This window comes from Nocardia yunnanensis (genome assembly GCF_003626895.1).
In the GTDB taxonomy this organism is placed as follows: Bacteria; Actinomycetota; Actinomycetes; order Mycobacteriales; family Mycobacteriaceae; genus Nocardia; species Nocardia yunnanensis.
In genome coordinates this window covers 5,917,158-5,930,296 of the sequence record NZ_CP032568.1, presented here as the reverse complement: position 1 = coordinate 5,930,296, position 13,139 = coordinate 5,917,158, and the positions used below count along the sequence as shown (strand labels likewise).

11 protein-coding genes are annotated in these 13,139 nt (G+C 70.7%); 4 read left to right on the top strand and 7 right to left on the bottom strand.

All coding sequences use genetic code 11. From position 1 onward, the window contains the following. Positions 1-7: 7 nt before the first annotated feature. From D7D52_RS28050 to D7D52_RS28030, 5 genes are read right to left on the bottom strand one after another with little or no spacing between them, the layout of a single operon-like run. Positions 8-808 carry an ABC transporter permease gene (locus tag D7D52_RS28050; RefSeq protein ID WP_120741117.1) on the bottom strand — a complete coding sequence of 267 codons (801 nt, stop codon included), beginning with the start codon at positions 806-808 and terminating at the stop codon, positions 8-10. Continuing rightward, positions 805-1,557: an ABC transporter permease gene (locus D7D52_RS28045; protein ID WP_120744525.1), complete on the bottom strand. Its 753-nt coding sequence runs from the start codon at positions 1,555-1,557 to the stop codon at positions 805-807. The genes D7D52_RS28050 and D7D52_RS28045 overlap by 4 nt, the downstream gene beginning before the upstream one ends. Positions 1,558-1,571: 14 nt before the next feature. Then, positions 1,572-2,546 (bottom strand): ATP-binding cassette domain-containing protein, encoded by a 975-nt coding sequence (locus D7D52_RS28040; protein WP_120741115.1) that lies wholly within the window; start codon positions 2,544-2,546, stop codon positions 1,572-1,574. A gap of 42 nt (positions 2,547-2,588) precedes the next feature. Continuing rightward, the gene (gene nbtC / locus D7D52_RS28035; RefSeq protein WP_120741112.1) at positions 2,589-5,750 is read right to left on the bottom strand and encodes a nocobactin polyketide synthase NbtC; all 3,162 of its coding nucleotides are present in this window, start codon (positions 5,748-5,750) and stop codon (positions 2,589-2,591) included. Continuing rightward, positions 5,743-7,110 carry a beta-ketoacyl [acyl carrier protein] synthase domain-containing protein gene (locus tag D7D52_RS28030; protein ID WP_281279133.1) on the bottom strand — a complete coding sequence of 456 codons (1,368 nt, stop codon included), beginning with the start codon at positions 7,108-7,110 and terminating at the stop codon, positions 5,743-5,745. The genes nbtC and D7D52_RS28030 overlap by 8 nt, the downstream gene beginning before the upstream one ends. A 242-nt stretch (positions 7,111-7,352) precedes the next feature. Between D7D52_RS28030 and D7D52_RS28025 the strand changes: the two genes are divergently transcribed. Both D7D52_RS28025 and D7D52_RS28020 read left to right on the top strand, forming a co-directional pair. Then, positions 7,353-8,171 carry a cyclase family protein gene (locus tag D7D52_RS28025; protein WP_246023344.1) on the top strand — a complete coding sequence of 273 codons (819 nt, stop codon included), beginning with the start codon at positions 7,353-7,355 and terminating at the stop codon, positions 8,169-8,171. Next, the gene (locus D7D52_RS28020; RefSeq protein ID WP_120741110.1) at positions 8,168-9,589 is read left to right on the top strand and encodes an MmgE/PrpD family protein; all 1,422 of its coding nucleotides are present in this window, start codon (positions 8,168-8,170) and stop codon (positions 9,587-9,589) included. Before D7D52_RS28025 ends, D7D52_RS28020 begins: the two co-directional genes overlap by 4 nt. 33 nt (positions 9,590-9,622) lie before the next feature. On the opposite strand, the gene D7D52_RS28015 is transcribed toward D7D52_RS28020, so the two are convergent. Together D7D52_RS28015 and D7D52_RS28010 are read right to left on the bottom strand one after the other, a co-directional pair. Next, positions 9,623-10,123, bottom strand: a complete 501-nt coding sequence (locus D7D52_RS28015; protein ID WP_120741108.1) for a hemerythrin domain-containing protein — start codon at positions 10,121-10,123, stop codon at positions 9,623-9,625. A 78-nt stretch (positions 10,124-10,201) separates the two neighbouring features. Next, complete coding sequence (locus D7D52_RS28010) at positions 10,202-11,104, bottom strand: hydroxymethylglutaryl-CoA lyase (RefSeq protein WP_120741106.1); 903 nt, start codon at positions 11,102-11,104, stop codon at positions 10,202-10,204. Between the two features lie 162 nt (positions 11,105-11,266). Between D7D52_RS28010 and D7D52_RS28005 the strand changes: the two genes are divergently transcribed. Beyond that, positions 11,267-12,481 carry a CaiB/BaiF CoA transferase family protein gene (locus tag D7D52_RS28005; RefSeq protein ID WP_120741104.1) on the top strand — a complete coding sequence of 405 codons (1,215 nt, stop codon included), beginning with the start codon at positions 11,267-11,269 and terminating at the stop codon, positions 12,479-12,481. After that, positions 12,478-13,110, top strand: coding sequence for an isochorismatase family protein (locus D7D52_RS28000; RefSeq protein ID WP_120741102.1), 633 nt, complete (start codon positions 12,478-12,480; stop codon positions 13,108-13,110). The genes D7D52_RS28005 and D7D52_RS28000 overlap by 4 nt, the downstream gene beginning before the upstream one ends. Positions 13,111-13,139 lie beyond the last annotated feature (29 nt).

Sequence of the window (13,139 nt, the reverse complement as noted above, 5' to 3'; positions counted from 1 at the left end):
TCGGACCTCAGCTCTGGGCGGCCGCGCGCATGCCGCGCACGGCCAGCGCGCCGAAAACCGTTGCGAGACCGGCCGACCAGGCCAGCGTCTGCAGCACGGGCGTGGCGACCGGGCCACCCAGGACGAGATCGCGCATGGCCTCGATGGCACAGCTCATGGGCTGGGCGCGCACGACGGGCTGCAGCCAGTCCGGATAGTTCTGCACCGGAACGAATCCCGAGTTGAAGAACATGCCGATCAGCACCACGATGGCGAACACCTGCACCACCTTGTCGCCGACCCGGCTCACCCCGACCGTGATCACCATCGGGGTGAAGCCGGCGATCACCAGCACCGGCACCGCCAGCGCGCCGAGGAAACCCGGCCAGCCCTGCGGGAAACGCAGACCCAGCAGTATTCCTACCACCAGGACGGCCAGAGCGACGGCGGCGGCGCGCACGCATTCGGCGAGCAGACGGCCCAGCAGGCCCGCCCAGCGGTGGACGGGCAGCACCCAGAAGCGGCGCAGCAGTCCGCTCTCGCGCTCACCGTGCAGCGACAGGCCGGTGCCCATCGCGCCGTACATGGCGCCGGCGATCGCGATCATGGGGACGAAGCCGTAGATCGGGTCGGCGGTGGTGGACAGGCCGAGCGAGCGGTCGAGCACCAGATCGAACATGAGCAGCAACAGGATCGGCAGCACCAGGGTGCTGGTGAGCACCTCCGGTTGCCGGGACCAGCGACGCAGCAGGCGGCCGGTTTCGATCAGCGCCTGCGCGGGCAGGTCGGTGCGCGGAGGTGCCGCTGGGACAGTGGTGCTGGCGGTCATGCGCGGCGTCCTTCCGCTCGGATGGCGAGGGCCGCGCCGGCGAGGGCCAGGCCGGCGATCCACAGGGCGGCGACGCCGAGTTCCGCCGGGTAGCGCCCCTCGGCGAGGCCGCGCAGTGCGGCGGTGACCTGGGAAACCGGCTGATTGCGCGCCCACGGCTGGATCCAGCCCGGGAAGCCGTGGGCGGGAACGAATCCGGTGGAGGTCATGACCAGGAGCAGCTGCGGTACGAACAGCACGGTCGCGCCGAGTTCGGGGTTGCGGGTGGCGGTGCCGAGCGCGTCCGCGCCGATCACCACGGCCGTCCCGAAGGCGAGGGCCACCAGCACGAACACCACGGCCGCGGCGGGGTCGTGGAAGCGGAACCCGAAGAGGCTGCCCACGATCAGCGCACCGGTCAGGGCGGCGACGCCGCGCACCAGGTTGGCCGACATCCGCGCGGCGACCGGCACCCACGACCGCACCGGCAGCGACCGCAGCCGGGTGGCCATTCCCCCAGCTTGCTCCCGACCGGCCCGATCGCCCGCGAACATGGCGGTGAAGAACATGGCGTACACCGCGATCAACGGCAGCAGATACTGCGCGAAGTCGATGCCCGCGGCGGACATGGATTTTCGCAGCGGAACGTAGAAGCAGATGTAAAACGCGATGGGCGCACCGACCGCGAGGATCACGTCACCCTCGCGCACTGCGGAGCGAATGCCGCGCTCGCTCAACGCCCGCCATTGCCTGCTCGCTGGAACTCGCATCACCGCAACACGAGTCACGCGCTCACCGCCGCCGGGGTGCGCTTGGTGAGTTCGATGAAGACCTCGTCCAGGGAAGGGCGGCGCAGGGCGATATCGACGAGTTCGATTCCGGCGGCGCTGATTCGGGCCAGCGCTTCGGTGAGGGTGGCCGCGCCGCCGGGCGCGGGCAGTGCGACGCGGTCGGCAGACTCGGCGACGGTGATCTCGCCCAGCCCGGTCAGGGCGGTGACCAGGCGCGGCATGTCGGCGGCGTCGACCGGAACGACTTCGCAGAAGCTGGAACCCGAGCGCGCCTTGAGCTGATCGGCGGTGCCTTCGGCGATGACGGTGCCCTTGTCCACGACGATGATGTTGTCGCTCAACGCATCCGCCTCCTCCAGGTACTGGGTGGTGAGCAGGACGGTGACGCCCTGCTGCTTGAGCTCGCGCACCAGCGCCCACAAGCTCTGGCGGCTCACGGGGTCCAGGCCGGTGGTGGGTTCGTCCAGGAACACCACGCGCGGCTGCCGGACCAGGCCGCAGGCGATATCGATACGCCGGCGCATACCGCCGGAGTACTGGCCGACGCGGCGATCGGCGGCCTCGGTGAGCGAGAAGCGGTCCAGCAGTTCGTCGGCGCGCTGAACAGCCGCCTTGCGCCGCAGCCCCAGCAGGCGACCGAACAGGACGAGATTTTCGCGGCCGGTCAGCACTTCGTCCAGCGCGGCGTACTGCCCGGTGAGCATGATGGAGGCGCGTACCTCCTCGGCCTGGCCGACCACGTCGTATCCGGCCACCAGCGCGCACCCGGCATCGGGGCGTACCAGGGTGGACAGCACCGAGACGGTGGTGGTCTTGCCCGCGCCGTTGGGTCCCAGCACGCCCAGCACGCAGCCCACTGGCGCGCGGAAACTGATGCCCCGCAACGCTTTCACCGGGCCGAAGGACTTCTCCACCGCTTCGACGACAATGGCGTCATCCGGTTGCGGCTCCCGGTTGTCCGTACTCATGATCAGGTATTCCCCCTGCTCTGTCGATGTTTCGGAAGACGATCAGCCGAGCAGCGACACCACGTCGTCCAGCGACGCGCCGCCCAGGATCGCGGTGACGGGCAGATCGCGCCGCAGATCGGATTCGATCCGCTTGCGCAGATCCAGCGCTTGCAACGAGTCCAGCCCCAGCGCGACCAAAGGCATGGAGCCATCGATGGTTTCGTCTGGCTCCATGCCCATGACGAACCGCAGCGCGTCCCGAACCTGCTCGGCGACATCGGGTGTCGGCATCGCTACGGCGGATTCCGGTGCGGCGTGCGCGGTGACCGGCGCACCAGCGGCCACGATCGCGGCCGGCGGTTCGTCCGGCAGCTCGGCGAAGAGCGGGTCCAGGCCGAACAGCGCGAACAAACTGCGCAGCGTGGGCCATTCGGCGGCGACGACCAGCCGGTTGCCGGGTGCGGTGAATCCGCCGGTGATGGCGGCGACCGGATCCATGGGCAGCAGTCCGGTGCCGCTGATGCGGGCCAGCGCCTCGTCGTGGTCGACGCCGACCGAACGCCACAGGCCCCACTGGATCGCGGCGGCCGCAATCCCGTTGGCGCGCAGCCGCATCGCGGCGACATCGAGCATCCGGTTGACCGCCGCGTAGACGGCGTGGCCACGACCGCCGATGACGGCCGACAGCGACGAACAGGCCAGCACCCGCGCATCCGGGGCAAGCGGCAGCAGCCGCACCAGCCGGTCGAAGGCCAGCACCTTGGATTCCGCCGCGGTGGCGACGGTTTCGGGCGACGGCTCGGCGGCCGCCGCGGCGTAGTCGACGGCGGCATGCACCAGCAACGTCACCGGCGCGGGCAACACCGCCGCCAGCGCCCGGACGGCGGACTCGTCGGTGACGTCACAGCGTTCGACCTGAACGGCCACACCGGATTCCGCGATCGACCGGAGCCGGGCAGCGGCTTCACCGCTGCCGCCGGAGCGGCTCACCAGCGTGATCCGGCCCGCTCCCCGCCGGGCGAACTCGGCACACAGATCCAGCCCGAGTTGACCGGTCCCACCGACGATCACGACCTGAGCCAACTGCTCCGCGCCGAAGGGCACGTCCGCAACTTCCGACGCCGGGTCCACGGTGCTCGATTCGGCCGCGTCCAGTACCAGCCGTTTGGCGTACAGTTTGCCGTCACGGGCGGCGAGTTCGGGCTCACCAGCGGTGTGCACCGCGCTGATCACCGCCTTGGCAGCGGCCGGAAGCGCTTGCCCGGCAGCCAGATCCACGTGCCGGAACGCGATGCCGGGGTGTTCGGACGCCAGGCACCGGAACGCGGCCTGCGCAGCCGCGTGGACCAGATCCGGCGCCTCTCCCTCCAGCACCGGTTCACCGCCCGTCGTCGCCAGCCAAACGTCTCGGATACCCGAAAGGTCCGGCAGCCAGTCACGATCACCCACGAAGGCGGCCGCTCGCGCGACGCGCGCAGCCAGGTCGGCCGGCAAGCAGGCGGGTGCGGATTCCTCCGCGCCGCCGGTCGGTGCGGGCAGCAGGATGACAGCGGTGTCGCAGGCCGGGTCGGAGGCGGCTGCCGCCACCGAGGCACCGTGGCGGGCGGCCGCCTGGGTGATCGCGGCGGCCAGTTCGGTGGCGGCGCCGGTGTGGTCGAGGATCGCGAGGGTGCGCGGGGGTACCAGCTTGCGCTTCTCGAGTCGGATCCACTGTTCGCGGAGCCGCTGCGGCACCGCGTGGATCGGCTCGCGGTCGGTGGCGGCCGAAGCGGGTGCGCTGATTCGAACCTGACCGCTCCCGGCCGGGGTTTCGGGGTCGGTCGCTTGCCGGGCGTAATCGAAGGGGGCCCAAAGCTTCTTGGGGTTGGTCTGGGTGTTGGGGAAGTCCAGCAGGGGAAGGCGGATCGTGTCGTCGGCGCGGAGGGCGGACCAGGTGAAATCCGCGTGGTGGACGGCGATTTGGGCGAGGTTGCGGGTGAATTCGCGAAGATCTCGAGCGCTGCGGCGGGAGGTGCCGATGGTGTGGAAGGGGCGAGGCGGGGCGATGCCGGAGAGGGTTTCCTGCATGGCGAGCAGCAGCGCGGGGTGGTCGGCGATTTCGACGAAGAGGTCGACGTCGCGGGCGGCGGCCGCGGCCACGGCGAGGTCGAAGCGGACGCGATTGCGCAGGTTCCAGTACCAGTATTCGGCGACGGGCAGGTCGGGGGTGACGGCCTCGCCGAGGGTCGCACCCAGGCAGTCGATCGCGGTCGGCAGGAATTCGGGGTGGTCGAGGGTGTCGCGCAGGGTCCCTTCGAGGTCCGCGCGGAAGGTGGAGACGAAGGAGGTGTGCGCGGGATACTCGACGCGGATCTCCTTGGCGAACTTGCCCTGCGCGGTGAGGGTGGCGACCAGTTCCGCGACCGCCGGACGTTCCCCGGAGACGGCGAGCACGTGCGCGGAGTTGACCACCGCGAGTTCGGCCCAGCCGGAATTGCGGGCCAGCAGGGCCTCGCATTCGTCGCGGTCCACGCCCAGCACCGCCATGGCCCACTGCCCGGTCCAGTCGTTGGCCCGCTCGAGCGAGGCGACCAGGTTGGCGCGCAAGGTCACCACCCGGACCCCGTCGGCGAGCGAGATAACACCCGACACCACGGCCGCGGCGATCTCGCCCTGCGAATGCCCCACCGTCACATCGGGTTCCACGCCCACGGCCCGCCACATGGCGGCCAGCCCGAGCATCTGCATGAACAGCGCGGGCTGGACGATGGCGACACCCTCGTCGACCTCGCCTGCCTCGTGCAGCAGGTAGGCGAGCGGCGAAATACCGTGCAGCTCTCGGAAAACCGCGTCGCATTCGTCCACCGTGGCCCGGAAGACCGGAGAATTACGGTAGTAGAGCAACCCCATTCCGGGCCGCTGACTGCCCTGGCCGGGGAAGACGTAGGCGATGCGCCGCGCGGCGGCAGCACCGTCGGCGCGCACCACGGCCGGATGCGGACGTCCGGCGGCGACGGCGCGCAGGGCCTCGACGAGCTGAGCGTGGTCACCGACCATGGCCACCATCCGATGCCGGCGCGCCCCGCGCGTGCGGATCAGCATGTCCGCCACCTCGTCCGGGCTCACCCCGGGCCGCTGCTCCAGGTAGGCGGCCAGCGCGGCGGCCTCGCGAGCGAGCGCGTCGGGGGTGTCGGCGGACAGCGGGATCGGGGTGCTGCCGTCGGGAAGTCGATAGTCAGGCATGGATTTCCTTCTGCGATACCGCCTCTCGAAGCCCGGCCGTCGCGGACGCGGCCGGTTCGAGGGCGGGCATGGCGAGCACGGCGTGCGCATTGGTGCCGCTGACCCCGAAGGAGGACACGGCCGCGTAGCGGACGCCGTCGCGTGGCTCCCAGTCGCACAGTTCGGTGGCCAGCCGCAGCCCGGCGGCGTCCCAGTCGACGCGGGTCGTGGGCTGTTCGGCGTGCCGGGTGGGCGCGATCTGCCCGTGCAGTCCGCACAGCAGCACCTTGATCAGCCCGAGCAGACCGGCGGCGGCCTGGGCGTGGCCGAGGTTGGATTTCACCGAACCGAGCAGCGGCCCGGTGCCGTCCGCGCGGGGGCCACCGTAAACCTGTTGCAGGGCAGCCAGTTCCAGCGGGTCGCCGACGGCGGTCCCGGTGCCGTGGCCTTCGATCAGGTCGATGTGCTCGGGTGCGACGCCGGCGGCGGCGACGGTGGCGCGGATCAACCGCTCCTGCGCGGCCGTGCTGGGCACCGCGATCGGCGCGCCCTTGCCGTTGTGGTTGATCCGCGACCCGAGCAGCCGCGCGTAGATCCGGTGCCCGAGCCGCCGAGCCCGCGATTCCCGTTCCAGCACCACGATCCCGACGCCCTCCCCCCACAGGGTCCCGGAGGCGTCCTCGGCGTACGGCTTGCACTGCCCGTCGGTGGCGAGGGCGTTGTTCTTGGAGAATTCGAAGAACGCGCCGGGCGAGCCCATGACGCAGGCCGCGCCCGCGAGCGCCCACTCGCATTCGTCGTTGCGGATGGCGGAGGCGGCCAGGTGCACCGCCGCCAGCGAGGACGCGCAGGCGACATCGACCACCACCGCAGGCCCGCCGAGCCCCAGGCAGTTGGCGATACGCCCCGCCACCGCACCGAGCGCGGAGCCACCGGCACGATATCCGGTGTAGTCGTTGACTTCTCCGCCGTGCGGGCCGTACTCGGTATTGGAAGCGCCCATGTAGCAGCCGATCTCGGCATCTCCGAGATCGCCGGGATTGATGCCCGCGTTCTCCAGCGCCCGCCACGCGACGCGCAACGCGACCCGCTGCTGCGGGTCCATGGCCACGGCCTCGCGCGGGGTGATTCCGAAGAACTGGGCGTCGAAATCGGCTGCGCCGTCGAGGAATCCGCCCGCGTCGCACACCGCTCCCCAGCCCTCCGTCTCGGCGAGCCCGAACAGCCGCTCCAGCGGCCAGCCGCGGTCACGCGGAAACGGTCCGAGCAGGTCACGCGACTCCGCCAGCGCCGCCCAGTAGTCGGCGAGGGTCTCGATGCCGCCGGGAGCCTCGACCGCCATGCCGACGATGACGATCGGGTCGTCGTGGTGCGCGCTCACTAGGGCACCATCCTTTCTGCAGCCCAACGAGTTAGGGTTGTGACCTCTCGGTCCCGGCGGGTGCATGGCCCGGTTCGCGAGCCACTCGATGGCCACGATGAGTACTGCCAGCCCCGCCGGGCCCGGCGGGGCTGGCAGTACTCATCGTGGCCATCGAGTGGCTCGCGAACCGGGCCATGCACCCGCCGGGACCGAGAGGTCACAACCCTAACTCGTTGGGCTGCAGAAAGGATGGTGCCCTAGTGAGCCGGCGCGACCCGCTGATCGAGATCGTGCGCGACGGGGTGGAGCTGATCGAACTGGGTCAGCCGTTCTTCACCGGGATGCCGTGTTCGCCCAACCATCCCGGCTTCCGGATGACCCTGATCCGGCGGCACGGTGACATGGTGCGCTCGGACGGCGGTTCGGCGGCCAACGAGATCATCGTGACCGGCGGCCACGTGGGCACCCATATCGACGCGCTCAGCCACGTCAGTCACGACGGCCTGCTGCACGGCGGGGTCGACGCGGCGGCCGCGCAGCGCGGCGGCGCGTTCACCACGCATGGGGCCGAACATCTCCCGGGTCTGCTGCGCCGCGGCGTGCTGCTCGATGTGGCGGGCCTGCACGACGTCGAGACCCTGCCCGGCGGGTACGAGATCACCGCGGAGGACCTGCGGCGGGCGGCGAAACAGGCGGAGGTGCAGCCGGAATCGGGGGATGTCGCCTTGATTCGAACCGGATGGTCGCGGCTGTTCGACGACCGCGACGCCTATCTCGGCACGGCGTCGGGGGTACCGGGGGTCGGGGTGGAGGCGGCACGCTGGCTGGCCGAACGCGGAGTCGTGGCCACCGGCAGCGATACCACCGCCTACGAGCGGATCGCGCCCGGCGCGGGTCACAGTGTGCTGCCCGTGCATCGAATTCTTCTGGTGGAGGCCGGTATTTTCATTCTCGAACACCTGGCATTGGAGGCGCTGGCCGAGGCCGGGCGCACCGAATTCGTCTTTCTGCTGGCGCCTTTGCGCATTGTCGGCGGCACCGGTTCACCGGTGCGTCCGCTCGCGGCGGTGACACGATGAGCGAGCAGACGATCGTCACCCGCCTGGCCGAATTCGCGCACGACGCACACGCCCACGGGGTGGACAAGCGGATTCGGGACGATGCCGCCCGCCGGGTGCTGGATGTGCTCGGCAACAGCGTGGCAGCCCTGGATTCCCCGCCCGCCGCCGCGGTGCGCGCCTTGATCACCGAGTGGGGCGGCGCGGCCGGAGCGACCGCGCTCGGCCTGCCCGGCGCGTGGCCCGCTCCCAGCGCGGCCCTGCTGGGCGGAACCCTCGCGCACGCACTGGATTTCGACGACACCCATCTGCCGTCGGTGCTGCACCCGTCGGCGTCGGTGATCCCCGCCGCCCTGGCCGTCGCCGAGTCCCGGGGCGCCAGCGGTGCGGCGCTGCTGGACGCGGTGGCGGCCGGCATCGAGATCACGGTGCGGGCGGGCATCGCCGGATACGATGCGGCCCTGCGGAATTCGATCTTCTTCGAACGCGGTCTGCATGCCACGGCGATCTGCGGCGCGGTCGGCGCGGCGGCGGCGTGCGCCATGCTGTCGGGCCTGGACGCCGCCGGTATCGGGCACGCCATGGGGATCGCGGCCAGTATGGGTGCGGGTCTGCTCGAGGCCAATCGCACCGGCGGCACGGTCAAACGCGTGCACTGCGGCTGGGCCGCGCATGCCGCGGTGGTCGCAGCGGGTCTGGCGCGCACCGGGCTCACCGGCCCGCCCACGGTGTTCGAGGGCAGATTCGGTCTGCTGCACGCGTTCTGCGGCGACCGCGCGAACCCCGACGCGCTGGTCGAGGGACTCGGCGAGGAGTGGCGGCTGCTGGAGGTGTGCGTCAAACCGTATCCGTGCAATCACTTCACGCACGCCGGCATCGATGCCGCGCTGCGCCTGCGCGCGCGGGGCGTGCGGCCCGAGGACATTGCGGAGCTGGAGCTGGGTGCGCCCACCGCCGCCCTGCGGACCATCGGGTTTCCGCCCGAAGCCAAGGCGCGACCCGAATCCGGGTATCACGCCGCGTTTTCCGGTCCGTACACCGTGGCCGCGGCGCTCACCGGCGGCGGTGGCCTGGGAGTCTTCCACGAGGACTTCACCGACGCCGCCGCGCGTGACCCGCGGCGTCTGGACCTGGCCGCACGGGTGCGCTGTGTCCCCGACGCACGCAGCGACGAGCTGTTCCCCGAGCAGTTCCCGGCCGTGCTGACCGCGCGCCTGCACGACGGCCGGACCCTCACCGAGCGGGTCGAGGTCAATCGAGGCGGCGCCGGCAATCCCCTGACCGCCGACGAGCTCGCGCTGAAGTTCCGGCTCAATACCGGCGACGTTCTCGACGCCGCCGCCGCGGACCGGCTCAGCGAAACCACCTACGGTCTGGCCGCGGAGCCCGATCTGGAGCGACTGCTGCGGCCACTGCGAGACCTCCATCGGCCGGGCTGACCCGACGCGCGCGGGGTCTCTCGCCCAGGCGTGTCAGGCCCGCATCGCGTCGAACGCCTTCTTCAGTGCCGCGGGCGCCGCCGGTGTCCGCGGCGCCTTCTCGCGCAGCTCCAGCATCCGCGCGCCGATCTCCTGGAGTTGCTTGCGCCCGAGCTGTTCTCGCACCTTCGGGAACCAGTTGTCCTCTTCCTCGTCGATGTGGTGGTCGACGCTCTCGATGAGCACGGTGGCCTTGGCGGTGAACCGCTCGTCCTCCGGTTTCATCGTGGCCAGCTCCATCACCAGGACATCGGCGACATGATGCTCCTCGTAGGATTCGAGGATGTCGTCCTCGAGGTCGGGGACCAGTTTGCGCACCTCGGGATACATGCACTCGTTCTCGATGTAGGTGTGCACGGTCAGCGCCTCGATGATCTTGTCGACGAGCCGGCCCTTGGTGGCGTGGGCGTCGTCGCCGGCATTCTGGAACTCCCGGAACAGCTTGCGGATTTCCTTGTGGTCCTCCCGCAACAGCACGATCGCATCGGTGGACATCGCAACTCCTCGAGCTCGGACGGTCAGGGAACATGCTGCGACGGCTGTTCCCGCGATCGCCCGCGGCAAACCGGCGAGCTACGACACGGCAGCCGCCGGAAAGCGGCCCGCGCGACCCAGCAGTGCGGGCACCGGCGACTCCAGCACCTCGCCGAGCCAGGCGGCGGTATCGATGACCGCACCGAGATCCACGCCGGTGTCCACGCCCATGCGATCGAGGGTGTACAGCAGGTCCTCGGTGGCGATATTGCCGGTGGCGGCGGGCGCGAACGGGCAGCCGCCGATACCGCCGATGCTGGCGTCGAGCACGCGGACACCGGAATCCAGGGCGGCGATCGCGTTGGCGTAGCCGGTGTTTCGGGTGTTGTGGAAGTGGCAGCGCGGCAGCGCGTCCGGTGCGCGCTCGATGAGGCCGGTGACCAGTCGGCGCACCCGGTCGGGGGTGCCGACGCCGATGGTGTCGGCCAGCGCGATCTCGTCGGGGCCCGCCGCCGCGACACGCTCGATGAGGTCGAGGACATGGGCGGGGGCGACCTCGCCCTCGAAGGGGCAGCCGAAGGCGGCGGCGATGGTGACGGTGCGCCACAGTCCCGACGCGGCGGCGCGCGCGGCCAGGCGCTCCCAGCGGGCGATGCCCTCGGCGGTGTCGCAGCCCTGGTTGCGGCGGCTGAAGGTGTCGGTGGCGACCACGACCACATTGATCTCGTCGACGCCCGCCGCCAGCGCGCGATCGAGGCCGCGTTCGTTGAACACCAGTCCGGCATAGGAGATCTCGCCGTCGCGCGGGACGCCCGCCAGCACGGCCTCGGCATCGGCCATCTGGGGTACACGCGCGGCGTTGACGAAGCTGACGGCCTCCACGCGGCGCAGGCCCGCGGCCACCGATCGGCGGATCAGCTCGATCTTGTCGGCGGTGGTCACCGGATGCGATTCGTTCTGCAATCCGTCCCGGGGTGCGACTTCGACCAGGGTGATGTCCACGGATCCTCCGTTGTGCCAAGGGGTTCGGTGCGCAGCCAAGGGTTTCGGCGGGTACCGTTCCCGATCTTGCTCACCGTTTCGCTACGGGATACATTGTATCCATTCTTGCCGCCGCCGCGAGGCGATCCAGTCGCGGCGTTGTCACCGAACGGAGTTGGCCGCATGCCAGACCACACCCCCGCCGCCTCGGGCCCGCTGGCCGATCTGCGAGTGATCGAGATGGGACAGCTGCTGGCCGGCCCGTTCTGCGGGCAGTTGCTGGGCGACTTCGGCGCCGAGGTCATCAAACTCGAGTCGCCCGGACGCGGCGATCCCATGCGCGAGTGGGGACGGGAGAAGCCCTACGGGCGTTCGCTGTGGTGGCCGGTGGTGGCGCGCAACAAGAAATCGGTCACCTGCAATCTGCGCACCGCCGAGGGGCAGGCGCTGGCGCGTGACCTCATCGCGCAGGCCGATATCGTGGTCGAGAACTTCCGGCCCGGCACCCTCGAACGCTGGGGGCTGGACTTCGACACCTTGCGCGCGGACAACCCGGGCCTGATCCTCACGCGCGTCACCGGCTATGGACAGAACGGGCCGTACGCGCCGCGCGCGGGCTACGGCTCCATCGGCGAGGCGATGGGCGGAATCCGCTACACCACCGGCGATCCCGACCATCCGCCCGCCAGAACCGGTATCTCCCTGGGTGATTCGCTGGCGGCGGTGTTCGCCACCATCGGCACCCTGGCCGCGGTGCACCACCGCACCCGCACCGGACGCGGGCAGCTCGTGGACTCGGCGATCTACGAGGCGGTGCTGGCCATGATGGAATCGCTGCTGCCCGAATGGGGAGTGGCCGGCTACCAGCGGGAACGCACCGGGCCGGTGCTGCCGAACGTCTCGCCCAGCAATGTCTATCCGACCGCGGGCGGGGAGATGATCCTCATCGCGGCCAATCAGGACACGGTGTTCACCCGGCTGGCCACCGCCATGGGCAAACCGGAACTGGCCGCCACCGAACGCTTCGCCACCCACTCCACGCGCGGGGAGAACATGGCCGAGCTCGACGACATCATCATCGAGTGGACGCGCACGCTGGGCGCGGACGAACTGCTCGAGCAGCTGCATCGGGCGGGGGTGCCGGCGGGCCGCATCTACACCGCCCGCGACATGTTCGCCGATCCGCATTTCGCCGCCCGCGAAGCCATTGTGCGGCTGGCGCATCCGGAGCTGGGTGAGATTCCCATGCAGAACGTGGTGCCGAAGCTGAGCGAGACGCCCGGCAGCGTGCGGCATACCGGGCCGGAACTGGGCGAGCACAACAGCGAGATCTACGCGCGACTGCTGGGCATCGGCCCGGACAAACTGGCCGCGCTCGCCGAGAACGGCATCGTGTGAACGACATTCGGCGTCCGGACCTGGCCGCGGACTATCGCGCCCACGGCTTCGCCGCCCGGCTCGGCGCGGGCGAGCGGGTGGCGCTGCTGGTGATCGACGTCTGCGCCGCCTACCTCACCGACGGGTCCCCGCTGCGGGCCCCGGTGGAGGAGGCGGTGCGGGCCGCCGCCCAATTGGTCACCCGGGCGCGCGGAAGCGGCCGGCCGGTGATCTTCACCCGCGTCAGCTACCGTCCCGGCAGCGCCGACGGTGGCCTGTTCCGCCGAAAGGTGCCCGCGCTGAGCGTATTCGAGGAAGGCGATCCCCTCGGCGACTTCCTGACCGAACCCGCGCCGCGGCCGGGCGAGGTGGTGGTCACCAAGCAGTACGCCAGCGGCTTCCACGGCACTTCGCTGGCCGCGACGCTGACGGCGCTGCGCATCGACACGGTCCTGGTCACCGGCCTGACGACCAGCGGCTGCGTGCGCGCCACCGCCACCGACGCGCTGCAGCACGGCTTCCGGCCGTTGGTCGTCGCCGAGGCCTGCGGCGACCGTGACCCTCGCCTGCACGAGGCCAACCTCCTCGATCTGGACGCCAAATACGCCGACGTGATCGACCTTCCCGCCGCCCTCGGCTTGCTCGAATGACGGGCCCTGGCAACGAAAACGCGGGCAGC

Coding starts and splice junctions, on each gene's coding strand:
- D7D52_RS28050 (WP_120741117.1), bottom strand. CDS start 808: ATGACCGCCAGCACCACTGTCCCAGCGGCACCTCCGCGCACCGACCTG.
- D7D52_RS28045 (WP_120744525.1), bottom strand. CDS start 1,557: ATGCGAGTTCCAGCGAGCAGGCAATGGCGGGCGTTGAGCGAGCGCGGC.
- D7D52_RS28040 (WP_120741115.1), bottom strand. CDS start 2,546: ATGAGTACGGACAACCGGGAGCCGCAACCGGATGACGCCATTGTCGTC.
- nbtC (WP_120741112.1), bottom strand. CDS start 5,750: ATGCCTGACTATCGACTTCCCGACGGCAGCACCCCGATCCCGCTGTCC.
- D7D52_RS28020 (WP_120741110.1), top strand. CDS start 8,168: ATGAGCGAGCAGACGATCGTCACCCGCCTGGCCGAATTCGCGCACGAC.
- D7D52_RS28015 (WP_120741108.1), bottom strand. CDS start 10,123: ATGTCCACCGATGCGATCGTGCTGTTGCGGGAGGACCACAAGGAAATC.
- D7D52_RS28005 (WP_120741104.1), top strand. CDS start 11,267: ATGCCAGACCACACCCCCGCCGCCTCGGGCCCGCTGGCCGATCTGCGA.